The organism is Pedobacter hartonius (assembly GCF_900107535.1).
Lineage (GTDB): Bacteria > Bacteroidota > Bacteroidia > Sphingobacteriales > Sphingobacteriaceae > Pedobacter > Pedobacter hartonius.
This window is the reverse complement of sequence record NZ_FNRA01000001.1, coordinates 12,993-35,693: the sequence shown is the minus strand read 5'-3', so window position 1 is coordinate 35,693 and position 22,701 is coordinate 12,993. Positions and strand designations below refer to the sequence as shown.

At 42.7% G+C, this 22,701-nt stretch carries 24 protein-coding genes and 1 pseudogene; 13 read left to right on the top strand and 12 right to left on the bottom strand.

Going from position 1 to position 22,701, the window contains the following annotated elements:
* The first annotated feature begins 144 nt into the window (after positions 1–144).
* Positions 145–939 carry an alpha/beta fold hydrolase gene (locus BLW16_RS00190; RefSeq protein ID WP_090554082.1) on the top strand — a complete coding sequence of 265 codons (795 nt, stop codon included), beginning with the start codon at positions 145–147 and terminating at the stop codon, positions 937–939.
* Between the two features lie 18 nt (positions 940–957).
* Positions 958–1,992, top strand: coding sequence for a PAS domain-containing protein (locus BLW16_RS00185; RefSeq protein WP_175470440.1), 1,035 nt, complete (start codon positions 958–960; stop codon positions 1,990–1,992).
* A gap of 276 nt (positions 1,993–2,268) precedes the next feature.
* On the opposite strand, the gene BLW16_RS00180 is transcribed toward BLW16_RS00185, so the two are convergent.
* A complete protein-coding gene (locus tag BLW16_RS00180) occupies positions 2,269–2,619 on the bottom strand; it encodes a winged helix-turn-helix transcriptional regulator (protein ID WP_217631488.1) in 351 nt (116 codons plus the stop codon).
* 137 nt (positions 2,620–2,756) lie between these two features.
* Here BLW16_RS00180 and BLW16_RS00175 point away from each other — a divergent pair, with 137 nt between their 5' ends.
* From BLW16_RS00175 to BLW16_RS00145, 7 genes are all read left to right on the top strand, one after another.
* Positions 2,757–3,269: a zinc-binding dehydrogenase gene (locus tag BLW16_RS00175; protein ID WP_245735084.1), complete on the top strand. Its 513-nt coding sequence runs from the start codon at positions 2,757–2,759 to the stop codon at positions 3,267–3,269.
* A gap of 438 nt (positions 3,270–3,707) precedes the next feature.
* The gene (locus tag BLW16_RS00170; protein ID WP_090554079.1) at positions 3,708–3,980 is read left to right on the top strand and encodes a PleD family two-component system response regulator; all 273 of its coding nucleotides are present in this window, start codon (positions 3,708–3,710) and stop codon (positions 3,978–3,980) included.
* Positions 3,981–4,229: 249 nt separating this feature from the next.
* Positions 4,230–4,604: a DUF892 family protein gene (locus tag BLW16_RS00165; protein ID WP_090554077.1), complete on the top strand. Its 375-nt coding sequence runs from the start codon at positions 4,230–4,232 to the stop codon at positions 4,602–4,604.
* 60 nt (positions 4,605–4,664) lie between these two features.
* A complete protein-coding gene (locus tag BLW16_RS00160) occupies positions 4,665–6,194 on the top strand; it encodes an FAD-dependent oxidoreductase (protein WP_090554075.1) in 1,530 nt (509 codons plus the stop codon).
* 57 nt (positions 6,195–6,251) lie between these two features.
* Positions 6,252–6,437 carry a hypothetical protein gene (locus BLW16_RS00155; RefSeq protein WP_090554073.1) on the top strand — a complete coding sequence of 62 codons (186 nt, stop codon included), beginning with the start codon at positions 6,252–6,254 and terminating at the stop codon, positions 6,435–6,437.
* 375 nt (positions 6,438–6,812) lie between these two features.
* The gene (locus BLW16_RS00150) at positions 6,813–7,451 is read left to right on the top strand and encodes a type IV toxin-antitoxin system AbiEi family antitoxin domain-containing protein (protein ID WP_090554072.1); all 639 of its coding nucleotides are present in this window, start codon (positions 6,813–6,815) and stop codon (positions 7,449–7,451) included.
* Positions 7,448–8,308 carry a nucleotidyl transferase AbiEii/AbiGii toxin family protein gene (locus BLW16_RS00145; RefSeq protein WP_090554070.1) on the top strand — a complete coding sequence of 287 codons (861 nt, stop codon included), beginning with the start codon at positions 7,448–7,450 and terminating at the stop codon, positions 8,306–8,308. Before BLW16_RS00150 ends, BLW16_RS00145 begins: the two co-directional genes overlap by 4 nt.
* A 131-nt stretch (positions 8,309–8,439) precedes the next feature.
* Here BLW16_RS00145 and BLW16_RS00140 read toward each other — a convergent pair whose 3' ends face one another.
* The 3 genes and pseudogenes from BLW16_RS00140 to BLW16_RS23815 all read right to left on the bottom strand — a co-directional run.
* Positions 8,440–8,925 (bottom strand): hypothetical protein, encoded by a 486-nt coding sequence (locus BLW16_RS00140; protein WP_090554068.1) that lies wholly within the window; start codon positions 8,923–8,925, stop codon positions 8,440–8,442.
* Between the two features lie 84 nt (positions 8,926–9,009).
* Entirely contained in the window at positions 9,010–9,636 is a 627-nt protein-coding gene (locus tag BLW16_RS23600; protein ID WP_245735083.1) for a zinc-dependent alcohol dehydrogenase family protein, read from the bottom strand.
* A gap of 48 nt (positions 9,637–9,684) precedes the next feature.
* Positions 9,685–9,891: pseudogene (locus tag BLW16_RS23815) on the bottom strand (alcohol dehydrogenase catalytic domain-containing protein); the annotation flags it as partial.
* Between the two features lie 248 nt (positions 9,892–10,139).
* Here BLW16_RS23815 and BLW16_RS00130 point away from each other — a divergent pair.
* The gene (locus BLW16_RS00130) at positions 10,140–10,487 is read left to right on the top strand and encodes a winged helix-turn-helix transcriptional regulator (RefSeq protein WP_090554066.1); all 348 of its coding nucleotides are present in this window, start codon (positions 10,140–10,142) and stop codon (positions 10,485–10,487) included.
* Between the two features lie 147 nt (positions 10,488–10,634).
* Here the strand turns inward: BLW16_RS00130 and BLW16_RS00125 are convergent, their stop codons facing one another.
* The 3 genes from BLW16_RS00125 to BLW16_RS00115 all read right to left on the bottom strand — a co-directional run bounded on the left by BLW16_RS00125 (position 10,635) and on the right by BLW16_RS00115 (position 13,181).
* Positions 10,635–11,465, bottom strand: coding sequence for an Rpn family recombination-promoting nuclease/putative transposase (locus BLW16_RS00125; protein WP_090554065.1), 831 nt, complete (start codon positions 11,463–11,465; stop codon positions 10,635–10,637).
* A 280-nt stretch (positions 11,466–11,745) separates the two neighbouring features.
* Positions 11,746–12,291 (bottom strand): dual specificity protein phosphatase family protein, encoded by a 546-nt coding sequence (locus tag BLW16_RS00120; RefSeq protein ID WP_090554063.1) that lies wholly within the window; start codon positions 12,289–12,291, stop codon positions 11,746–11,748.
* Positions 12,292–12,293: 2 nt separating this feature from the next.
* Positions 12,294–13,181, bottom strand: coding sequence for a diacylglycerol/lipid kinase family protein (locus BLW16_RS00115; protein WP_090554062.1), 888 nt, complete (start codon positions 13,179–13,181; stop codon positions 12,294–12,296).
* 647 nt (positions 13,182–13,828) lie between these two features.
* Here BLW16_RS00115 and BLW16_RS00110 point away from each other — a divergent pair.
* The 3 genes from BLW16_RS00110 (at position 13,829) to BLW16_RS00100 (ending at position 17,050) form a co-directional block, all read left to right on the top strand.
* Positions 13,829–14,683 (top strand): helix-turn-helix domain-containing protein, encoded by an 855-nt coding sequence (locus BLW16_RS00110; RefSeq protein ID WP_139298218.1) that lies wholly within the window; start codon positions 13,829–13,831, stop codon positions 14,681–14,683.
* A gap of 75 nt (positions 14,684–14,758) precedes the next feature.
* Complete coding sequence (locus tag BLW16_RS00105; RefSeq protein WP_090554059.1) at positions 14,759–15,451, top strand: ferredoxin reductase domain-containing protein; 693 nt, start codon at positions 14,759–14,761, stop codon at positions 15,449–15,451.
* A 39-nt stretch (positions 15,452–15,490) separates the two neighbouring features.
* Positions 15,491–17,050: a DHA2 family efflux MFS transporter permease subunit gene (locus BLW16_RS00100; protein WP_175470439.1), complete on the top strand. Its 1,560-nt coding sequence runs from the start codon at positions 15,491–15,493 to the stop codon at positions 17,048–17,050.
* Positions 17,051–17,113: 63 nt separating this feature from the next.
* On the opposite strand, the gene BLW16_RS23590 is transcribed toward BLW16_RS00100, so the two are convergent.
* The 5 genes from BLW16_RS23590 to BLW16_RS00070 all read right to left on the bottom strand — a co-directional run bounded on the left by BLW16_RS23590 (position 17,114) and on the right by BLW16_RS00070 (position 22,473).
* On the bottom strand, positions 17,114–17,665 hold the full coding sequence (locus BLW16_RS23590; protein ID WP_245735081.1) for a hypothetical protein: 552 nt from the start codon (positions 17,663–17,665) through the stop codon (positions 17,114–17,116).
* Between the two features lie 105 nt (positions 17,666–17,770).
* Complete coding sequence (locus BLW16_RS00085; RefSeq protein ID WP_090554052.1) at positions 17,771–18,544, bottom strand: molybdopterin-dependent oxidoreductase; 774 nt, start codon at positions 18,542–18,544, stop codon at positions 17,771–17,773.
* On the bottom strand, positions 18,531–19,229 hold the full coding sequence (locus tag BLW16_RS00080; protein ID WP_175470438.1) for a cytochrome b/b6 domain-containing protein: 699 nt from the start codon (positions 19,227–19,229) through the stop codon (positions 18,531–18,533). Before BLW16_RS00080 ends, BLW16_RS00085 begins: the two co-directional genes overlap by 14 nt.
* Before the next feature lie 79 nt (positions 19,230–19,308).
* On the bottom strand, positions 19,309–20,112 hold the full coding sequence (locus tag BLW16_RS00075; RefSeq protein ID WP_090554051.1) for a DUF1223 domain-containing protein: 804 nt from the start codon (positions 20,110–20,112) through the stop codon (positions 19,309–19,311).
* Positions 20,113–20,340: 228 nt separating this feature from the next.
* Complete coding sequence (locus BLW16_RS00070) at positions 20,341–22,473, bottom strand: galactocerebrosidase (RefSeq protein ID WP_217631486.1); 2,133 nt, start codon at positions 22,471–22,473, stop codon at positions 20,341–20,343.
* Positions 22,474–22,701: the final 228 nt, after the last annotated feature.

Here is a 22,701-nt window from a genome sequence, read left to right as displayed (position 1 = left end):
TGTGTGATTGTTGGGCGTATATGATTCTTTTTTAAAAGTTTATATTAATTTAGCAGAGATAGATTTTCAGCATACAAAAAATTGATCTGATGATATGCCAATACATTGTGAAAGTCGCATCGCTACTGTTAAATACAAGGTAAGATGAAGACAACGGTTACATTTAGAAATAACGTAAAGATCATGGGTGAGGGTACCGAGACCTTACTTTTTGGTCATGGATTCGGGTGCGACCAGAATACATGGAGATCTGTAATTCCGGCTTTCCTGAAGGAATATAAAATAGTTGTTTTTGATTATGTTGGAGCCGGTGGTTCGGATTTGACTGCTTATGATGATGAACGTTATAGTTCTTTAGATGGATATGCCAATGATATCATTGACATCTGCACTGAGCTTCAACTTCATGATGTTACTTTTATTGGTCACTCTGTGAGCAGTATGATTGGCGTGTTGGCAATAAAAATGGAACCTCAGTTTTTCAAAAAGATTGTATTCATTGGGCCATCTCCAATGTACATGAACGAGGAGGGGTATAAAGGAGGAATTGATGCAGGCGACCTGGATGATTTGCTGGACGTAATGGATAGCAATTACCTGGGATGGTCCAGAATGGTTGCGCCTTTAATAATGGGTAATGAAGAAAAACCAGACCTTGCAGAAGCGTTAACCGCTAGCTTTTGTGCAACTGACCCGGAAATTTCAAAAAAGTTTGCCCGTGTAACGTTCATGTCAGACAACCGCAAGGATTTGTCCTCACTTACCATACCTAGTTTAACTATCCAGTGCGAGGAAGATTTCCTCACCTCAAGAGAGGTTGCAGAATATATTCAGCAGCATACGGCTAATAACACGCTTATCATGCTGGAGACCAAAGGCCATTGCCCACATTTAAGTGATCCGAAAGGGGTTGTCAGTGCGATGAAAGGTTTTATATAAGATTTAATGAAAATGAATATGCTCAACGATAATCTTACATCTGACTTCTTGTATGATAATTTGCCCGGCGGGTTTATATCTTATCAGCCGGGTGGAAAAATACTACGTGTCAACGAAACCTTGTCGAAATGGCTTTGCCTAAGTATTGAAGAGATCTACCAGCTCAATTTTCGGTCTATACTCAACAAGGCGTCCGGTCTCTACTATAGCATGGTAACCGATCCTCTTTTAAACCTGCAAAGCACTGTTAATGAGATCAGTCTTACCTTTAAGTCATCACAGGGAGAATTCGATGCACTGCTTAACGCAGTAAGTTATAAGGACGACCAGGGCAACCTTTTTTTAATTAATGCAACGGTACAAAAAATAACGGATAGGAAAAGCTACGAATTGGCATTGCTGCTGGAAAAGAAACATGCTGATGAAGAGAGGAGAAAGTTTGAGTTTTTGTCTAACACAGTGCCCAACCAAATTTGGAACATTGCTCTTGATGGGGAGTGTATTTACATCAATAAAAAAGTTAGAGACTATTTCGGCGAACAACCAATGAGTTTCTATACTGATTTTGGCGGAATAGCTGCGGCCGACAGGGAAAGGTGTCAAAGTACATGGCAAAGGTGTCTGGAAACCGGAAAAAGGTTTGAGGAAGAGGTCAGGCTGATAGGTGTAAGTAAAAAAGAAGAATGGTTTTTCATCTGTATTGAACCGTATTTAAACAGGCAGGGATACATTGAATCCTGGTTTGGTTCAGGTACAAACATCCACAAGCAAAAGACTTTGCAGATTGCTAATTATTCTTCCTTCAAACTTAGTCTTAGTAGCGCCAAAAAAACATTGGATGAAAACAGGCAGCTTTTTATCAATATGGCACTAAACCACTCTCACATGGTAAGAAAGCCGCTGGCAAATGCACTGGGTTTACTACAATTACTGGAAGATGAGGACTTGCCGGAAACGAGTAAACATTTATTTAATATGTTGCAATTAAGCATACAGGAGCTGGATGAAATGATCAAAATTGCTTCCAACCCATTAAGAACGCAAACTAACTAAGAGACTGCGTACTCGCTGTTTTTGTGCTTGAGCTGGGTGCCAACGACCTATGGCGAGGGCTTGCGCCTGCCGGAACGCAGCGTAATCTGCAGGCTATCATTGATCTGGTGAAGGATAGGTTTCCTTCCGTTAAGTTGCTGCTATTGGGGATGCAGCTGCCGCAAGGGTCTGGCCGGTTCTACGACCTTTGTTGTAAGGTGATGTTTTTACTCTGGTTAAGGGTAAACTGCTCAAACCATAATGATTTATCGTTCTTTTATGCTATCAATTGTACCCTTAGTTCTGGTTCAAAATCTTCACACGGTGCGCACGACCCCATGAGCGTAATTCAATCATCAGGTTTTTTAAAGTGCGCCCGTAATCTGTAATTTGATATTCAACGCGGGTGGGAAATGAGTTGATTACCGTCCGGCTCACCAGTTGGTTCATTTCCAGGTCTTTTAGTTCCTTTGATAATGTTTTATCTGTAATGCCTGGTATCTCGCGGGCCAATTCTTTAAAACGCTTACTGCCGAAAGAAACCGCAATGATGTGAAAAAGACCAGGAACAGTTCTGTTCGGTAAGCCCGGTACAAACCTACGGCAGCAAAGGCCATGACGGATTAACAACGTATGGCGGGTATTCAAACGTTATTGTAATTGATGAAAAATTCACGCACCTGATATCAAACAAGATTGATCTGGCAGCTAGCGCACCGCTTTTATGCGCCGGGATAACCGCATACTCACCATTGTGAAAATGGAAAGTCGGCAATGGGCACCAATTGGCTGTAGTAGGTTTAGGTGGATTGGGACACATGGCTGTTAAATTTGGTGTCGCCCTTGGTGCTGAGATTACTGTACTAAGCACTTCTGAAACCAAGAGAGATGACGCGAAGCAACTTGGCGCGCACCATTTTGTTGTAACTACTGATGCAGATGAACTGGCGACAGTTAAGGGGAAATTTGATTTTATACTGGATACCGTTTCTGCCAGTCATGATCTAAACCTTTATTTAACCTTGCTCAAATCAGACGGCGTACATATTTGTGTTGGCATTCCCAGTGAGCCATTTTCTCTTTCGCCTTTTTCACTGCCTTCAGGTAATAAGGTGCTGGCGGGTTCAGGTGCTGGAGGCTTAGCTGAAACGCAGGATATGCTGGATTTTTGCGCAGCACATGGTATTGTTTCTGATATCGAATTGATCGATATTAAAGATATTCATTCATCCTTTGACCGTATGATAAAAGGTGATGTAAGGTATCGCTTTGTGATTGACATGTCCACGCTTGTTTAATATTTATGGTGAACGGCGGGAGGCTGCATAATTGTGTTGTGAACGCAGAAATGGGCATGTTACTGAATTAAGTCTTGGATTGGAGCCCGGTATTTCACCGGGCTCTTTTTATTTAACCTGTTTTTTAAACCTCCAAAAATTGTTCTTTAAGCAGTTTTATAGTGATTTTATGAAATATTCTCATATGCGAGAGAAGATTTAGTTCGCCAAAAGTTGATGTGTAATTATAATTATTTGTAAATCAAATATTTGTTATTGTGATTCGTTCATTTGTGCAATGAATTACGGTTGGAAATTTGTTGAGTCTGTCTTTAAATATCATAATTTTTTGATATTAGTTTTATTATAAAACGCCATTTTGATAAATCGGGTGTTAATTGCCGTGATTCGGCCCGCTATCCTCGTTTGGTACTGTAATCATTAAGCTTACCGGAAGACGTGATAGCGTTATTGTCAACTTTTAAACCCAACCTAATTCTGACAGATAATCTGATCGGTCTGGTACAGGCTGCTGAAGTAATCAAAGAAATTAAATCTTTTGTTCATTTTAAAAATATTTCCTTTATCCTCTGCTCCGGTCATGTTGATATCAAAAGTATTGCGCTTGAAATGTCTGCGAATGCCTATTTAGAGAAGCCATTTGACCTGATTGAACTTTATTGTATTATCGATACAGTACTTCAAGGGTCAATCAACTCTGCCATCGAATAATTCTGCACTTCCGGTAACAGTACGAAGAATAAATCCATACTGAAAGAAGAATCCACAGCTTCGGTAAAAATTGTACCGCTATGCCAGTTATCCCGAAAAAACAAATCAGGCAAAACCATAAGAGAGAACAAAGATCAGTCGTATTGTCGTGATGGCTGGTTTAAGGTTCCGGATCTTCCGGTTAATTGAAATTTCTAAAAACCATCTTTTAATGAAGGTGTTCTTGAGTAAACCTTTGAAATTTTAATTATGGCAACACATAACACCAATCAGAACATGCCCAACGGGCACCAGTACGAATTATTTGTGGAGGTAAGAGATATTTTAGGTGCAGAAAAACAATCGCTAAAAGGCTTGAAAAAACTGCCTGCGGCAGCCGGGAGCGAAACGTTGAAGACAGCTTTTGAGACGCATTACGCGCAAACCGAAGGGCAGATCGAGCGATTAAGACAGGTATTCAGTTCCATCGGGCTTTCTGCCAGGGGTAAAAAATGTAAGGCGATGGAAGGCTTGCTGGAAGAGGCGGATGAGATCGTAGAAAGCTTCCAGGATCAGACGGAAGTGCTGGACGCTGCGCTGATTTCGGCGGCTCAAAAAGTGGAGCACTATGAGATTGCCGGCTAGTCCCGTGTTTATGGGATCTTTTGTTTCGTGGCGGGCATACTTAAATAAAAGGATAAAATCATGAAAAATAGTAGAGAAATAAATCCCCGGGACAGTAACTCGGAAAGTCCCTGGCAAAGTGTAGTGTCTCCGGATGCTGCGTTTGCGCAGGTTACAGATGCTTTTGATGTGATCATTGTAGGTGCGGGAATCACCGGGCTTACTACAGGACTGCTGTTGCAGAAGGCAGGTAAGAAATGCCTTATTCTGGAGGCCGGCAAAGTCGGCTTCGGCACGACCGGAGGTACAAGTGCGCATCTGAATACCTTTTTTGATGCGACTTACCCCGAAATTGAGCACGATTTTAGTGTACAGGCGGCAAGGCAGGTAGCTGATTCGGGTAAAGATGCTATGGGTATCATCACTGCTTTGGTCAAAGAATATGGAATAGATTGTGATTTGGAATACAAGGATGCTTACCTGTTCTCAGAAAATGAAACGGAGACCGATCAGCTTCTTGAAATCCTGGAAGCCTCCAGGCGGGCGGGGATCGACGTATCGGAGGCTAACCACAATGACCTGCCGGTGCCCTTTGAGAGATCCCTCCGTTTCACCCAGCAGGGGCAGTTTCAGCCCCTGAAATATATCAACGGATTGCTAGCTGCTTTCAGGCAGTTGGGCGGAGCTATACTGGAAAACTCTTTTGTAACGGAGCACAAAGAGCTGGATAATGGAATGGAAGTGCTGGCCGGTGAGCGCACTTTCAGGGCAGCACACCTGGTTTATGCCACACATATACCACCGGGGATTACTGCTTTCAGTTTCCGATGTGCGCCCTACCGCAGTTATGTGCTGGGGCTGCGACTTAAAGACGGCAATTATCCAACCGGCCTGGCCTATGACATGCAGGAACCTTATCATTATTTCAGGACACATGTGGTTGAGGGGGAGCAGATCCTGATCCTCGGCGGAGAAGACCATAAGACCGGGCATGATGATCCGGAGCAGGCATTTGCAAACCTGGAGAAATACGCCCGTGAATACTACCAGGTAGAATCTGTCGTGTACCGCTGGTCCTCCCAATATTACATTCCGGTGGATGGTTTGCCTTATATCGGGCGCCTGGCCGCTTCAGGAGGAAATATTTATATCGCAACGGGATTCAATGGCAACGGGATGATGTATGGAACTTTATCCGGGAAAATCCTCACTGACCAGATTTTGGGAATTGAAAACCTTTACGGAAACCTTTACACCCCATCCCGGCTGAAACCTGTCGCAGGCTTTTCTGAGTTTGTTAAGGAAAATGCGGACGTGGCCTGGCGCTTTGTCGCTGACCGATTTGGGGCTGAGGAACTGGATAAGCTTTCGGAACTCCAAAAAGGCGAGGGCAAAGTTGCCGAGTTTAAAGGTGAAAAGCTCGCCGTATATAAAGATCAGCAGGGCAAAGTGACAGCACTGCATCCGGTCTGCAGCCATGCGGGCTGTATCGTGAATTTTAATGCAGCAGAGCAAAGCTGGGACTGCCCATGCCACGGTGGACGGTTCGATATTTCCGGAAAGGTGATGTGCGGGCCGCCCCGTAACGACCTCTCGCAGATTGATCTGTAGTGTTAGTATATGCAAACCTTTGTACTTGCTGGCTGTTAACTGTAAAAACCTTAGGTCATGGAAGAAAATTTAAACAGTGCGTATCCGGAAGAGATTAATAAGGCGGATGCGCAGCGCGATGCGCTGTCCGAACTGAAAGAAAAGGTAAATGTTGACCAGTCAGCTATCGATGAGGCCCGTGCTGCAGTTGGAGATGATGAAGATAAGATCAGGGAATACCTTATCAATAACAGGGGACTTTAACAACTGGTTTATGCACTGCAATCAAAATCCTTCTTTATTCATGAAGGTGTAATAGTTTACAGCTGAGATTGATTGTTGCCCTTATGGGGAACTGATAAAGTGCTATCGAGCTGGCACATTCCAAGTTAAAACTCTGTTATTATCTAATTGTGATGAAATGTCTATTACCTTTGTGGGATCAATGGTATTATCATGTAATTAAAATCTTGCTGCAGTTTTATTAATGCCCCAACTAGCAAAAATAGTTGTTAAAATATGGAAGGATAAACGGATATTAGCCGTTTATCCTGTTAAAATTTTGCATATATAAATATTGTATGTATTATTGACATAAGATAAACGAAAATAAACCGTTTATCTTTTTGATATTTTACAATGGATATTCAAACAGCACTAAGAGAGTTATCTAACCAACCGCTGACCCATCAGCTTTTGGCCGACCTTTTGAAAGACTATAAACGACCAAATGATAAGATATTATCTTTGAAAGCAGATAATCTTATTGAACCGGTTAAAAAAGGACTTTATATAGCAGGTCGGTCTCTTAGCGCTGAACGACCTGAAAGCGCACTGCTTGCCAACCATATACTCGGACCAAGTTATCTTTCAATGGAAAGTGCACTCGCCCATTACGGGCTAATCCCAGAGAAGGTTTTTGCGGTCACTTCAATGACTACAAAAGCCTCGAGGAAATTTCAGACCAACATTGGATTATATATCTATACCAACTTGTCATTGCCTTATTATGCATTCGGTCTTGCCACCGTGAGCCTATCCAAAGACCAGCAGGCCATAATCGCAATCCCTGAAAAGGCACTATGTGATAAAATAGCTACAACAGCAGGCATAACCTTAAGAAGCCAATCTTCTGCAAGGGACTATGTTTTTGGAAACCTGAGAATGGAGGAAGAAGATCTAGCTGAGTTTGATCTAAATGCTATGTCAAGCTGGCTGGAAAATGCACCTAAAAGGGAAAGCCTGGAAATGCTGATTAAAATGATCGAAAAAATATGATAAAGGAATGGCTCGAAGATTATCATCCCGCAAACAGAGAGGAAGCTAAAGATGCATTGAGGGAAATTATGCAGGAGATTACCCTGGCTGGACTTAACCGTGCCGGTTTTTTTGGAAAGGCGGCATTCTATGGAGGAACTGCTCTCAGGATATTCTACGGGCTAGACCGGTTTTCAGAAGATCTGGATTTTTCGTTGCTTGCCGTTGATACGAATTTTTCGCTGAAAAAATACCAAGATGCTATCATAAATGAGTTTGCCGCACTAGGAATGCAGGTATCTATTTCAGAAAAACAGAAGGCAGCGAGGAGCAACATCAACTCAGCATTTCTAAAGTCGGAAACCATTTGGAAGGAACTTGTGTTGGAGGGTGTCATCCCACAGAACGGACTTAAGGAAGTAGCCAGTATCAAAATCAAGATAGAAGTGGATAAAGAGCCGCCATTGGGGTTTTCTACCGAGGAAAAGTTATTGCTCAAGCCTTTTTCGTTTTACGTGAAGTGCCTGTCGCTTCCTGATCTTTTTGCCGGTAAGATGCATGCATTGCTTTTCCGCAAGTGGGGCACGAATGTAAAAGGGCGGGACTGGTATGATATGGAATGGTACATTAAAAAAGGATATCCCCTCAATCTTGACCATTTTTTGCTAAGGGCGATAGATAGCGGTGACTGGAAAAAAGAGACCATCAACGAAGAAGAGTTCAGGAAATTATTGAGCGAAAAGATCGAAAGTGTTAAAATGGACTTTGTAAAAGCTGACATCTCCAGATTTATAAAGGATCAAAAGGTACTTGAAATATGGTCCGCAAGCTATTTCCACGACCTGATTGCAAAACTAAAAATCAATATCTCAAGTTAGCTCTGGAACCGTGGAATCTCCTCCATTCACGGATATGCTATGCTCCCATCATACCTATATCAGAACGTTCAATGAAACTGCCCAATCGGCTATTCTATTTGGTTCTTTAGGTTATTGCAATCAGCGTACCATCATCGCAGGGGCCATTTGCCATAATAAGCGATCACTTTATAATTATTGTTTATTTTGCCGAATATAAATGCAAAGAAGCTTTCGCTTCCACCATTCCTGCCGGGATATTGGCTATAACATTCATACATTTTGCTTCCGGGGTCTGTTGCCTTTCTAAGTGCAGCATAATAACTATCTTCATTTGCGGCTATTTCGCTGAGCGCCTCTTCCCCGAGCTTTGGTAATATCCTGCCGACATCGGCATTAAAAATGTCGTTCTTATAGCATTCCAATTCCTGTTTGCCAATGGGATCAGCCGGCAGTTCCTTACCATTACCCGGGTCGGCTTTGCTGGTAAAGAGTGGGAAATGCATCATGTTACCAGCTTTCACCAGGTTCTTTTGAAGCACAGCGGACTGAAAGCTTTTCAACGCATCATGAAATGCTGCCTCATCTCGTTTGGTTTGAGCAGATGCTGTAGGCGTGAAGCACACGGCTATAAACATCAAAATGCATTTCAGCAGTAGTTTTAAGGAGGGTCTATAACAGCGGTGAACCATAATATTCAGCTTACAAGCCACGATGCGGGTTTATTCTAATTCGATAACTATTTTTCCAAATGCACCCCTGGCTAAATGACCGAGCGCTATTGGAAGGTCAGCAAGCGGGTAGGTGGTTTCAATGACGGGCTTCAGCCTCGTACGGTCTACTGCACGAATTAAATTCTCCAGACCCCGGCGTGAACCTGTACCGATACCATGTATCGTAATATCTTTAAGCATTAATGGCATTGCAGGAGCAAGTAAATCGAAACCGTCCAAAGCACCGATCTGGCAGATGTGTCCACCAACGGCAGTTAGTTCTACAGACTTTCCCAAATTTCTACCACCGATAACTTCCAGGACAACATCAACCCCACGGTCATTGGTGATATTAAGTACTACTTCCATCCAGTCATCCCTATCCTTATTTACATAATGATCTGCACCTAGTTGTCTTGTCCGTTCCTCATTTTTAGCACTGCCGCAGACGATCGTCTCTGCCCCCTGCGCCTTAGCAATCTGGAGACCAAACAACGCGACTCCGCCTGTGCTGGGGATCAATACGGTATCACCCGCGCGGACACGCGCCCGTTCTGCGAGTGCAAACCAAGCTGTCAAACCTGCAACCGGAAGAGTACTGGCTTCTGCGTTTGTGAGGCTCGACGGCGCTTTCACAAACCATGTTTCAGGCAACACTATATACTCTGACAACACTCCTGGATAATAACCGCCAAGTGTGCGGTAGAAAGGTAATCTGGCATTACCCGGCCTAATGCCATCAATCCAATCTGGTGACGCTGTAGAAATTACCCGGTCACCGATAACTAAACTGGTAACACCCTCGCCAAGTGCAACTACCGTCCCTGCCAAATCGGATCCGGGAGTAAAAGGAAAATTAAGCGCCAGGCTGCGTCCTGTTTCTATCACCATTTTGTCGCGGTAATTTAGAGCAACCGCAGCAACTTTCACCAAAACTTCTCCTTGTCCTGCTTGCGGTATAGCTACATTTCGTAATTCAAGGTTATCATGTCCTATAGCATCCATCTGCCAGCTTCTCATTTTTTTTCCTTTATATTCCATACTATTTTTACCAAAGTTGGTGAACCATAATGGTCAGCACAATCCCCGATAAATTTATCTATACCTCAAATAATACGAATATTGCTTATTTTTGACATATGGCAACATATGTACGTAAGATTCCGATACTTGATTGTGGGCATGAATATATACGAAAGATACTGCACGGCAGGTGGAAAATAGCGCTGCTTATACGCATATCCGACGGAATTACACGCCCGGGGGAAATATCGCGCAGTATTCCTCAAGCCACACGTCGTGTTCTTGACGCCCAGCTTGGCGAACTGTTGATGCACAATTTAATAAAGAAGGAGGTTTACAACGAAGCCGTACCACATGTCGAATATCTGTTGACGGATTTGGGACAATCTCTCATGCCGGTAATTAATTTGATGGGACAATGGGGAGAAGATAACATAGAAACCTTAAAAAGCGCTGTCAAATAGATTTCTTAGCAACTAATTTCTGGGCCGGTATCAATGAGTGCATGGCCGTAATAGCCTCTTTAAGTTCGGACACATTTTCATAGATCAGGCCAAGATCAAGCGCATCTACAAAACCTGCAACTGTTGAGCGTACTTCTACCAGCTTTGTTACAGCTGTTTTATTTGCTGATCAGACAAATTGGTTGCAGCTTTGATTCTATCTATAGAAAACCCTAGATTTTTCAAATTACTGGCGACTTCTAGTTTGCCTTCCTGTTTGCCTTCTCTCTTTGCAGTTTGAAGGATAGCATAATGATCCCACTCGATCTTCTGTTGGATTTCTTCTTGTGTTCTTTCCATGTCTGTTAGAATTTCTGCAGTTTTAAAAAAATCTTTAAATATTTCCTCATTAAATGTCCCGGGAATTTCAGTGAGCTGGCTCATGTGTTTTAATGCAAACAGCCATTTATCCAGTCCTGTGATCAGTTCATTTTCACTTTTAGTAAAGTTAAGTAATTCTATAAAAACAAAACGAATTTTATCGTAAAATTCTTTGCTGCTCATACTGTCTCTAAGAGCTATGTCGTGAAAGTATTTATTTGTGTCCTTACCTTCCAAAGTGAATTTTCCAAGGATGGCAATAACGTGTACTGCTTTGTAACCATATTCCCACTTCCTGCCTTTCTCTGACTGGCTGCTGATTTGACGGGCTGCGTAATATACAGCCCGGTCTTTAAAGTAATCTTGTTTTACCTGCTGGATTTCTACGAGAAAAACCTCACCGTCTTTACCATGACACAAAACATCGAATATGACGATGCGTTTATCCTGGGATTCTCCCTGATTTTCGGGATTACTATATTGTAGGTCTGCAATCTGTTTGTTGCCTGGCAAAAGTTCATTTAGAAAAGCAATCAAAAATCGTTTGTTTGATTCTTGTCCAAACAACTTCTTAAATCCATAATCCAAAAGGGGGTTGACATATCTTTGTATTTCCATTAGTATATAATTTAAACCTGAACGCAAATATAGATTGTATTATACATTAAAAAAATAAATTTATTCTTAATAAGTAATTATTCTTTTCACAAAGAAATTATGAAATTGTATAGCAGAGCATTTTTCTGCAAATATTTACACGAATTAGTAACTGTTGTGATTTTGAAAACTGAGTACAGCATGTAAACCATGATATTCGCAGATCTTAATAGATCAGCCCTGCTTATTTGAGAGGATAAACAAGGTCATTATTCTGGATAGGCTGAACCTATCCAGCAAATCAATCCTTGATCTTTTCTTGTTCCCGGTAGAATTTTTCCAGATCTTTTAGTCTTTGGATTTGAGAAGGACGCGGATTAATGAATGTCCGAACTTTTTTGATCAGCATAAACGCGTCATCAAAGGTTAGGCCGGTCTTGAGCAGGTAAGCGATGGTCATAGTGGGCCCGCGTCCAAGACCCTGGCGACAATGGATGTATACTTTACCGCCTTTTTTGATTTCCAGATCTGCAAAATCAGCACCCTTAACCAACACTTTTATATCCGGGGGCGTATTGTCTACGGTAGGCAAATGCAGGTAGCTGAACCCTTCGTACTGGGCCTGGCTGTACACAGAATGTTCGCGCATGTTGATGATAGCGGTAATGCCCAGGGCTTTCATTTTACGCAGGCCGACCAGGTTATACTGGCTGCCAAGAAAAAGACTGGCAGTGATCTGACATCTCTTTAAGGTGGGCATACCCATAACCACCCGGTAAAAGTTATCGTAGACCCTATGGGTAAATATAACAATGAGCGAAAATAAACTTCTGATTTTAGCAAACATAGTTAAAGGCTTAGCTTCGGTACCATGATCCTAATGGATGCCGGCACTACGGAAATGGTAATTTGTCTCGCTGTTTCCTTACGGTCATCACATATCAGGCTGTGCGTTTGATCCATATTGATCACAATCCGTTTGCATTGCCAGTGTACGAGTGCCTCTGTCTTGTTTTGTAATAAAGTGCTGCTTGCAACTTTAAGCACAGACAGCAGGCTGGCATCTTTCATCAGGATCACGTCCAGCAGACCATCTGTAATACTGATACCAGGTTGCAGGGCAAAATCACCAATGCCAATATGGCCCGAGTTGGTGACCGTCAGTGACACCCCGCTTTCCTGAAAGGCTTTTCCATCAATCTCCAGGCGGTAGCTGGCAGGTTCAGCCAGGGCCAGAGTTTTAAGGGCGGTGATTCCGTAAGCGAGCTGTCCTACACTGTTTTTAAGATCCCTGTCAGCCTGCAGCACCATATCCGCCATAATGCCGATATTCACCCTGAGCAAAAAAGGTTGATCATTGAACAGTCCCATATCAATAGACCGCATTTCATAATCCTTACCGGTGAGGACTGCTAATGCGGCTTGGGTATCCAGCGGAATTCCCAGCTCTCTGGCCATTACATTGGCAGTTCCCCCAGGGATAATGGCCAGTGGCGTTTCACTGCCGTGCAGCGCAGCTGCAACTTCAGTTACGCAGCCATCCCCACCATATACAGCAACCAGGTCCGTTTTACCAATTAATTCACGGGCAATTTCAGCAATACTTTTGTCCTTTTTGGTCAGGTATACGTCCCATTCGATGCCCATGCCATCCAGTGCCTGGTTGATAAACAACAAGATGGCTTCCTGTTTACCGGAGGCCGGGTTGATGATAAAGCAAATGTGTTTAATCTTCATGGTATTGGCAGGTCTGCTTAACAGTTTTCCGTTCTACCAACAAGTCACATGGCAATAGGTTTATTTCCCTGGGTTATGCTTTTGTTAAATAATCTTAAACTTATGTTTTAGTTCCAGGGGTGTAGGAGGGTACATATCATTGGAAATTACTAGTTATCTTACTGTTTGCATTTTGCTCATTTGCTTCAGCAGCCTCACTCCCTAATTGGTTTCAATAGAAAGTACAGTAAAAAAGGATGTTGTCGTATACATCACTAGAACAGGTCATAAGTATCATAGGTCTGATTGCAGATACCTGAGACAAAGCAAAATAAAATCCACCAAAAAAGAAGCGGTCAATCAGGGACTGACAGCATGCAGTGTTTGTAATCCTTAAAATTCAAAGATGACAACAACTTTAAGAAAAACCTGCATCATACTGATCACGATTATTGTTAACACCAGAACATGTGAGTAAGATCAGAAAGTTCGATAACTGACCACAGTTCCAAAATCAATGTTTGCCGAAAATCGTCCTACCATTACCGAATTTAGTTCGTTGGGATTACGGACATTAAAACCGATATTTGTCACAACGCTAAGTAGGATTATTATTGAAGATCAATGGTATATCCAGAATAGCTAACAAGGAAAATACGAAATGCCAAATGACTCGAATCCCTGTCCATATCTTGAAAGATCGTACCGATCTTGGCTTTCAGCTTAAGAACTTTAGTAAGGGCTCCTACAACGAAGATGATGAAAAAGTAAATGGTGTCCATAGGGATGACCATTACATTTTTTTTGTGCTGGAAAAGGGCAGCGGTATGATCAACATAGATTTCAAAGAGGTGGAGATACCAGAAGGTAGTCTTTATTATATCTTACCAAGTCAGGTACACCAGCGTATAAGAACATCCGGCGCCTCAGGTTGGTTTATTGCCGTCGAGACCTCACTGCTGCCGCCAGAATGTCGCAGCGTATTTGAAGGACATCTCTTTTTGCAACGGCCGTTCAAGCTGAAAGAATCTCACCTGGATCGTTGCAACCAGCTGTTGCATTTACTTTTTCTTAAATACCGGGAAGAGCGGACCAACAATTTCAGCATAATGGAACTACATAGTCTTGTCAGGTCATTTCTGGCTATGGCGGCAGGATGCTATAACAGCGGTGAAGGGCTTCATGATAAGATTTACCGTCCTGCTCAGATAAGCGCCCATTTCAGGAAATTACTGGCCGAGGATTTTAGGACAGTGAAAGGCCCTGCGGAATATGCCACCAAATTAAATATTTCAGAAACTTATCTAAGCGAAGCCGTAAAGAAAACCACTGGTTTTCCGGCAAGTTACTGGATCCATCAGGAAGTTATAATGGAGGCGAAGCGTCTTTTGTATTACAGTAATCTGACTGTGAAGGAGATAGCTCATGATCTGGGGTATGCCGACCATTCTTATTTTTCCAGACTATTTCGTAAAACGACTGGTAGCACTGCTAATCAATTTAGGGAGCAATACCTAAAATAATCCTACTATTCCATAAATACATCTATTTCTTCTGATCATCATACACTGTTCCTTTGTGCTATTAAAATTGAACACATGGAATCGTCTATTCTACACAAAATAAAAAAAGGCCTTACTGATATCGTAGACCATCATTTGCTAAAACACGGAACAGTGCTTGATGTAAGAAAGTGGCCGCGTTCACCTATGATTGAGGTAGATCTTCACCTGCCGGAATCAGATATGCGTTATTGGAACGAAGTGCTTTATATCAAATTTAACGTCGGTAGCTTGATATTCAGAGATTATACACCATTTGGCTGGGACGCAGAAATATCTACATGCTCGCTGCTGATTGACGCCGGGCATGACGGTCCGGGCAGCAGGTGGGCGAGATCACTGCAAAAAGGTGACTGTATCGATTATCTTAAAACTGATAGTACACACCAATCGCCGCATCTGACCAACCTGGTGGTCGGCATTGGTGATAATTCCAGCCTGGGACATCTGTTCGCTTTACAGCATCTGACCTTACCTGCGACCCGTTTCGACAGCGCCGTACTGACTGACAATGGCCAAACCGGAGATTTATTATCTTCTTATTTCAACCGGCCACCGGTTCCCTGCGCATCTGAGTCCGAACTAATAGAATGGCTTTCAGTTCAGGGTTTTTGTAATGATCACACCTCCTTTTACCTCACCGGGAATGAGGGATTGGTGGTTCGACTCAGAAAAGCCCTTAAGAACCTCGGCTATTTTGGTATCAAAGCAAAGGGCTTTTGGTCTTGATCAGCACACAATCCCCTTATTCAAAAATTTATATCTATTATGGAAACCGGTTTTAAAAAATGGGTGATCGTGGCTACTATTATTGTTGCGGCAATCATCGAACTTATCGACACAACCATTGTAAATGTGTCCATCAATACCATGAGTGGCAATCTTGGCGCTTCCCTTGAAGATACCGCCTGGGTGATCACCTCATATGCTATCGCCAACGTGATCGTGATACCAATGACAAGCTTCCTGGCAGAAAAAATTGGCAGGAAGTCTTACTATATAGGCTCGATCCTGCTCTTTACGCTAGCCTCGCTATTTTGCGGGCTGTCAACCAACCTTTGGATGCTCGTGTTCTTCAGGTTTCTGCAGGGCGTTGGCGGAGGAGCCTTATTATCTACTTCTCAATCGATCCTGTACGATACCTTTCCGCCAAATCAGCGCGCGCTCGCCAGCGGTATCTTTAGCCTCGGCATCATTATCGGCCCTTCTATCGGCCCGGTGATGGGCGGCTACATCGTTGACAACCTGTCGTGGCAGGATATTTTTTATGTGAATATCCCCATAGGTTTAACTGCGGCATTCCTTTCTTACCTCTACCTTAAGCCTTCAAAACCGGCGAATGACGGCCGCCGGATAGACTGGCTCGGGATAGCTTTACTTACAGCTGGAATAGGATCTTTGCAGATCGTGCTGGAGAGAGGGCAGACCGATGACTGGTTCGGCGCCAATTACATCATCGTTTTAAGCCTTATCGCAGTGGTGTGTATCACCTTACTGGTCTGGTGGGAACTGCGGATCAGCAACCCGATCATTAACTTGCGCGTGCTCAAAAGCCGTACCCTGGCGATCTCGGCTATTTTGACCTTCATTTTAGGCTTTGGGCTATTTAGTAACCTTTTTGTGTTTCCCTTATTTTCACAACGTCTTATCGGGTATTCAGCATTTCAAACCGGGATGATGTTATTACCTGGCACACTTATCGCCGCATCGATCTCACCATTTCTCGGTAAGATGATGCAAAGCGGTGTCAAGCCGCAATACCTGGCTTTCGGCGGATTCCTGCTATCGGCATTGTTCGGCTTGCTGATTTCAAAGGCAAATTTAGAAACGGGCAGCGATTTTTTCATGATCCCATTGTTACTTAGAGGACCAGGGGCGTCTTTGCTGGTTGTACCACTTACAGCGCTTGCCGTGTCTGACCTTAAACCTGCCGATATCCCACAAGGTGCCGCACTTAACAACATGATGCGTCAGATGGGCGGTTCATTCGGAATTGCACTGATCAATACCTATATCGCCCACCGGGCGGCCTACAACCGCAATGCGCTGATTACGCATGTAACCTCTTCGGATGCTCTTACTGCGCAACGCATGCAATTGTATACCCGGAACTTCATGGACCATGGATCAACTTATCTTGAAGCAACCAAAAAAGCATTGATCGTACTTGAATCCACCATCGTCAGACAAACTACACTGATGAGTTATATGAATGCATTCTTGTTAATAGCCGTACTGAATGCTTGTTGTATTCCATTAGTATTGATCACGATAAGGAAAAAGCGCGCTGACAGACCGGCTGGAACTGTAACTGTTTCAGATCATTGACAGGGTTACCTTAGAATCGGCTGGAGCGCACAGAGCCGAGCCAGGTCAGACGGTTTCCGCGGTTTATTTCCAGTCTACCGGAATGTTGTTTTGTTCTGCAAAGATTTTTCCTTTTGCTAATAGTTCTGCATATCTTGACTCAAATTCAGCGCTATATTTTTGTTCGACTGCGTTTAGTATCTCATCTTTCTGTGCCTGCGGTGCCTTATTGTCACAGAGTCTTGCATAGGCAGTATATTCATTTTTATATACTGGAATTACAAATTTGTAAAGCGCTATCGCTTTTTCTTTAATGCCCTTTCTGCTGTCATCACTCGCTGATAAGGCCTCGATGTCTTTGAGTGATTTCTCCATGTAAAGGACGTTATTGTTGACACTGGTTACCGCTTCGTCGCCTTTCTTTTTGCTTGACGGTATATCGGGAAACTCTAATGTTTCATCACTGATGTGTTTTGCCAGTGTTGACGTGCCGAAGTCATTGATGGTATTGGTATTCAAAACAGCAACGCCAAAAAATTTATCTGCAGGTTCGGAGCAGGATTGGAAAAATAAGCTGATCGTAAGCAACAGGGCGATAGACAGGGGTGTTTTACGGGCATTTATTGAATAAGGCATGATGAAATATTTAAAATAATTTACCAATCAATAATTAAGCCTTACTTGCTAAAAAATTTGTGTGTACCATCTATAAGGTTGATTGTCTGACTTGGTTAAACCATTTTACAACCCTGAATAATAATCATATCCCTGCTCAGCCCAGTAATCCTTGGGACGAGTATTGCTGAACGTAATGGTGCCGATCCGTTTAAGATTTTTGATACCGTATTTAACCGGGATGATGAGCCGTAGCGGCTGCCCGTGGTTACCGTTTAATAGTTCATCATTCATTTGATAAGCGAGCAACGTTTGGGGATGTAATGCGCTCGGCATATCTAAGCCCACATAATATTGCTGATCAGGTGTTTCCATACCCACATACTGAGACTTAGCTTCGGCTTGCAGGTTATAGTGGTTGATAAAGTCTATGAATCGCACCCCCGCCCAATGCGATATCTGGTCCCAGCCCTCCACGCATTTAAAGTCGTAAGTGATTTCCGTTTTTGGTAACTGCATAATTTCATCGAGTGTGATCTGTAACACTTCACCCGAGTTTCTTTTGACCTGGAGCTTCCAGTTATCAGGCGGCATTTTCCCTTCCGATCCTATATCACTGTTATGCCGGATCACTTTGGCGGCCATTGATCTTGGATAGGTTTTTACCAGGTTGCTTTCGTTAAAAGTCAATCTCCTGAAGAAAATTTCGGTTTTATTCAATGCCCGGCGAAGCGGCTTGTGAGCACCTGCCGTGATACCGGCAGTTTCTTCGGGCGAGGTATACAGCCAACGCCAGCCACCGTAAGCCGACGCACCCAAAGCGCCGAACACGGTGAAAGAAAGAAAGTTTCTCCGCTTGATTTTCTGATCGACCGTCAGTTCTTTTTTAAGCTTTTTCATCTTTATTGGGTGTTTCTTTGACTGGAATAGGTTGTTCTTCAATCACTTCAAATCCAGAAATAACTGACCTGAAGTTGTTCCAGCCAGCCAATATTACCTGAACAATATGTATGACAAAAAATAATACGTAGCCAATCGTTAATGCAAAATGCCAGATACGCGCCAAATGATAGCCGCCACAAAGCCAGGTTAAATAGTAAAACTGTACCGGTTTATAGATAGCCAGCCCGGTGATCACCGAACCGGTGCCCATCACAAAAATGGAGGTGTACGCAATCCGTTGCGCTGCATTATATTTGTCCTGTGGCGGGGCCATCTTGCGGATGTGCAGATCGTGCAGTACCACCAGCCAGGCCTCTTTAAAGGAATGCCGGTTGGGCAGCAGCTGTCGCCATTGTCCGGATATAATGGTGTATAAGGTGTAAAATATTCCATTCAGTGTAAAAAACCACATGAAGAGGAAGTGGAAAGCCATCCCTTCTGCCAAGCGGGAAGGAATGTGCAGCAGGTCATAATACCAGTCTGGAAAAAATTTTATGAGGGTGTGCCCGAAGAGGGTAACGGAATATTCATCATTGGCCCAGTAGATCAGCATCCCGCTCCATATCATTATGGTAAGTACAGGAAAATTGACCCAATGGGTCCAGCGCATTATAAGCGGATGTTTCTCTTTAATAACTTTCATGGTATCAGCTGGAGATTATATTCAATAGCGGAGTGTTTAAAATAGCAATGGACTCGAAACCCATTGCTATGTCTATGAATTAATTGGAGGCCTGAGCGCTCATTACTGATGGAAATTCAGCTTTTGCAGCCCCTGTGATCTCACCATTCGCTTTATTCTGCACAAAGCCGATCAGCTCCCATTTTTTCGGATCAAACCCCGGGGGCAGGCTGATATTATCTGACCCATCTTTGGAATTGTTTAAGGCAATAGTTTTCAGCTGAGTTACTATCTGAACATGAGATAAGGTACGACCAGCGTTTTCACCTCTTTGTACTTTTGTAGCGGCGTTCTTTTGAACCAGGGCGATAATCAGGACGGAGTTATCAACTGCGCCGGTAGTATAATGTATGGTGGCTTTGTCACCATCGACTTTAATATTATTCAAAGCCAGTTCATCCTTTTCAGCGATTTTCAGGTCAGATTTGATCGCATTGCGCAATGTTCCTTCTTCCGAGCCCACAAATTCTTTACGGCCGTTTACCACGATCTGCGGCGTGTAAACAGAAGACAGATTCAGCCAATCAGCATACTGTCTCTGCCTGGCCGAATATTCCGGGCTGCTGAAAACGTCTTTCCAGCCCAACCGGTTCCAGTAGTCCACATGGTAGGCCAGTATATAAACCGGTTTATCGGTCACTTCCTTTTCCACACGAGCTACCAGCGCATCTGCGGACGGACAACTGGAGCAGCCTTCGGAGGTAAACAGTTCGATTACTGCAAAACCTTTTCCGGGTGTTACCGCTTTGGTCAACTTTTCTTTTTTAATAGCGGTAAATGCCTGAGTCACCATTGCTGCCATTCCGAGGCAGGCAACAGCTATAAATATTTTGAATGATTTCATTTTTTTACTGTTAATAATTGAATAACCTCTTTAAGCAGTTGGTCGCCATAAAGATCAATTCCTTACAATAAAAATTAAATTTTACCAACTATATCCTTATCGTCGCTATTCATTATCAAGTAAATACATCAACCTTCTAAATTTATATGCTAAATTAGTATGTGACCACTTTCCATGGTCTATTCCAAGATCAAATAGACGAATTATATATTTTTTTTCAACTTACAATCATTTCTGAATGTCTCTATACATTGGTTTAATATTGCTTGAAGAAATAGTCGGAGTTGGAGATTCTGCTCCAGGCGCATCGATTAAAACATTATCAAAGTATGGCGTACTCAGTTTCGTTTCTCCGCCTAATGCTAACAGTCCGGCCATTCCGTGTGAATAAAGCGTGTCTGTTACATTCAATACAGGCTTACCATCCACGAGTGCCGTTATTGCAAATCCTTTAAAAACAAGTTTCAAATTGTGCCAGGTGCCTGGTAAAACGTTAGCAATTTTTACAACTCCAAGAATCTTTTCTCCTCCCTCGCTGTAATCCTTACCCGCCTTGATAATTGCTTGTTGTTCGGCATCGCCGACAGGTTTATTCTTTTCCCTTTTGCCACGACTTACTACCAAACGGCATTGGCCATCACTTCCGAGTTGCAGGAAATATCCTTTTGGAATGGTCCCATAGCCGGAGCCGACATCATTGACGCGACCCATGACACCCGCTGTATCGCCCTGGTTCAAATATACATTTGCGCCAATTTCGTAGTCCTGCCATTTATCATCTCCTAAAATTGTGTAAGCCTGCCAACCAGGTGCCCAGGAAATCGGCCGCACTGGAACTACCTGACGCAGGCACTTTCCTTTGTTATCAGGACGTTCTGCTAACTCGAAAGTTCCGTAAATATCGGCAAAATAATGAGGCAAATACCCATATTGCTTAGGTGAGACATATTCATCAAACGTTTCATAATATGGGAACGGGAATTTTTTTTCTGTCGGTATTTGTGTAAATGATCCCTTTTGCTGACCTGTAGTTGTAGAAATAGAATAAATAGATTTTGGGTCAAGGGTAATTGTGTAAGAATTGTTTTTAGGTGTAATGTCAGCCAGCCGTACAAACTGTTCTCTTTCGTTACTTCGCCAAACGCAAAGCTTACTGGCAGACAGCGCCCCACTAATGGTAAAAGTAGCTGTCTGGTTAATTTTGGCATCCTTAGTTTCAAAAATTACGCTATAATCTTTACTTGGCGATTTAAGTGTAACATAGGTTCCGCCACTATTAAGTTTGCCACTCGCCCCATTTAAATATTGCCAGCCAATTTCAGCAAATTGCCCATAATGTGCATATCCCCACAAAGCCTCACGGGTTCTATAAAAACCACTCCAGGGTGAATTGGCTATCATAGCTGCGGGTGTTTCAGCATAAGGTTCAGTCGGATAAACAGAACCAACCAGGTACCAGTTTACGATTTTAGTAGCGCCGCTAATTATAAAGTTTTCATTAAAAGATTTCACAAGGGTAATTTCACAATCAAATCCTTCCTTATAGGTATGTTCTTCTGTGTTCCAGATTGGTTTGTTCAGCCTTTCGCTTAATTTTTTTACCTCTTCAGGCGTTGCTACTTCGGACATGGTATGGTTACCTATAACGGCTACAGCATTGCGTAATTCCAGATCAGTTTCAAGATCTTTTACCCAGTCAAACTTATCCTTTCCCCAGTTGTCAAAAGCATGTATTTTAACATTCTGCAATCCGCTTGCATCAAGGGTTTTTCTGAATCTTTTAACAAAGTCGATACTAACTCCTTTTTCATTACGGCAACCTATGGCATCAAGCGTCAACCCGTAAACTGATTTTAGCCCTTGTATCCATTTTACATAATAGTCTGCCATATCCTGCGACCAAAAAACACCGTTGCCAACCCAGGCAGGGGACCCCCATGCATTTGCATCAAGTGTTATTTTTTTATTTCTTTTTTTTGCTTCACTCATTAGCCACCATTCGTACCCGCGATTAAAGTTCAAATCATCTTTAGTGTGCATATGGCTTGGTTCAGATCCCTGTGTAGAATTTCCATCCCCCGGAACTTCAACCATCAGTGCATTCATTGATGCACCGAACTTCGGTTTAAATAGTAAATCCAGGACCTGATTACGCTGTTCTTCGGGATAATCTTTTAACAATACAGAAGTAGCTCCGCCGCCGCTAACCGCCCCTACGCCATCAAACCTTTTACCGCCTGCGTTGCCATTTAAATGTACATTTTGTGCATTAGCACTTATTGGCGATAGGTTTACCATAAGGTAAAGAGCCAAATAAAGTCCTTTACTACCCAGTTCTTGTGATCGTATATTTAATTTCATAATTGATAGTTGATAAATATTATATTGTAATTGTCAATTATTTATCTGATAAATGCGTGTTTTAATACATAAAGTATTAGCACATCAATTTGTTAAGCTTGATTAAAAATAAATTTAAAAGTAGAAAATTTAACTGTTGACATCCTCCCTGTAAATTTAGCCATTGTAAATTAGAAAATTTAGGCTATTGTGATTAATAAAAAAGTAAAACTTGTCATGAAAAAAGTT

Coding starts and splice junctions, on each gene's coding strand:
- BLW16_RS00085 (WP_090554052.1), bottom strand. CDS start 18,544: ATGAAAAAGCTTAAAAAAGAACTGACGGTCGATCAGAAAATCAAGCGG.
- BLW16_RS00150 (WP_090554072.1), top strand. CDS start 6,813: ATGGATATTCAAACAGCACTAAGAGAGTTATCTAACCAACCGCTGACC.
- BLW16_RS00115 (WP_090554062.1), bottom strand. CDS start 13,181: ATGAAGATTAAACACATTTGCTTTATCATCAACCCGGCCTCCGGTAAA.
- BLW16_RS00110 (WP_139298218.1), top strand. CDS start 13,829: ATGACTCGAATCCCTGTCCATATCTTGAAAGATCGTACCGATCTTGGC.
- BLW16_RS00075 (WP_090554051.1), bottom strand. CDS start 20,112: ATGAAATCATTCAAAATATTTATAGCTGTTGCCTGCCTCGGAATGGCA.
- BLW16_RS00120 (WP_090554063.1), bottom strand. CDS start 12,291: ATGTTTGCTAAAATCAGAAGTTTATTTTCGCTCATTGTTATATTTACC.
- BLW16_RS00190 (WP_090554082.1), top strand. CDS start 145: ATGAAGACAACGGTTACATTTAGAAATAACGTAAAGATCATGGGTGAG.
- BLW16_RS00100 (WP_175470439.1), top strand. CDS start 15,491: ATGGAAACCGGTTTTAAAAAATGGGTGATCGTGGCTACTATTATTGTT.
- BLW16_RS00125 (WP_090554065.1), bottom strand. CDS start 11,465: ATGGAAATACAAAGATATGTCAACCCCCTTTTGGATTATGGATTTAAG.
- BLW16_RS00080 (WP_175470438.1), bottom strand. CDS start 19,229: ATGAAAGTTATTAAAGAGAAACATCCGCTTATAATGCGCTGGACCCAT.
- BLW16_RS00070 (WP_217631486.1), bottom strand. CDS start 22,473: ATGAAATTAAATATACGATCACAAGAACTGGGTAGTAAAGGACTTTAT.
- BLW16_RS23590 (WP_245735081.1), bottom strand. CDS start 17,665: ATGCCTTATTCAATAAATGCCCGTAAAACACCCCTGTCTATCGCCCTG.
- BLW16_RS00155 (WP_090554073.1), top strand. CDS start 6,252: ATGGAAGAAAATTTAAACAGTGCGTATCCGGAAGAGATTAATAAGGCG.
- BLW16_RS00145 (WP_090554070.1), top strand. CDS start 7,448: ATGATAAAGGAATGGCTCGAAGATTATCATCCCGCAAACAGAGAGGAA.
- BLW16_RS00105 (WP_090554059.1), top strand. CDS start 14,759: ATGGAATCGTCTATTCTACACAAAATAAAAAAAGGCCTTACTGATATC.
- BLW16_RS00165 (WP_090554077.1), top strand. CDS start 4,230: ATGGCAACACATAACACCAATCAGAACATGCCCAACGGGCACCAGTAC.
- BLW16_RS00140 (WP_090554068.1), bottom strand. CDS start 8,925: ATGTTTATAGCCGTGTGCTTCACGCCTACAGCATCTGCTCAAACCAAA.
- BLW16_RS00130 (WP_090554066.1), top strand. CDS start 10,140: ATGGCAACATATGTACGTAAGATTCCGATACTTGATTGTGGGCATGAA.
- BLW16_RS00185 (WP_175470440.1), top strand. CDS start 958: ATGCTCAACGATAATCTTACATCTGACTTCTTGTATGATAATTTGCCC.
- BLW16_RS00160 (WP_090554075.1), top strand. CDS start 4,665: ATGAAAAATAGTAGAGAAATAAATCCCCGGGACAGTAACTCGGAAAGT.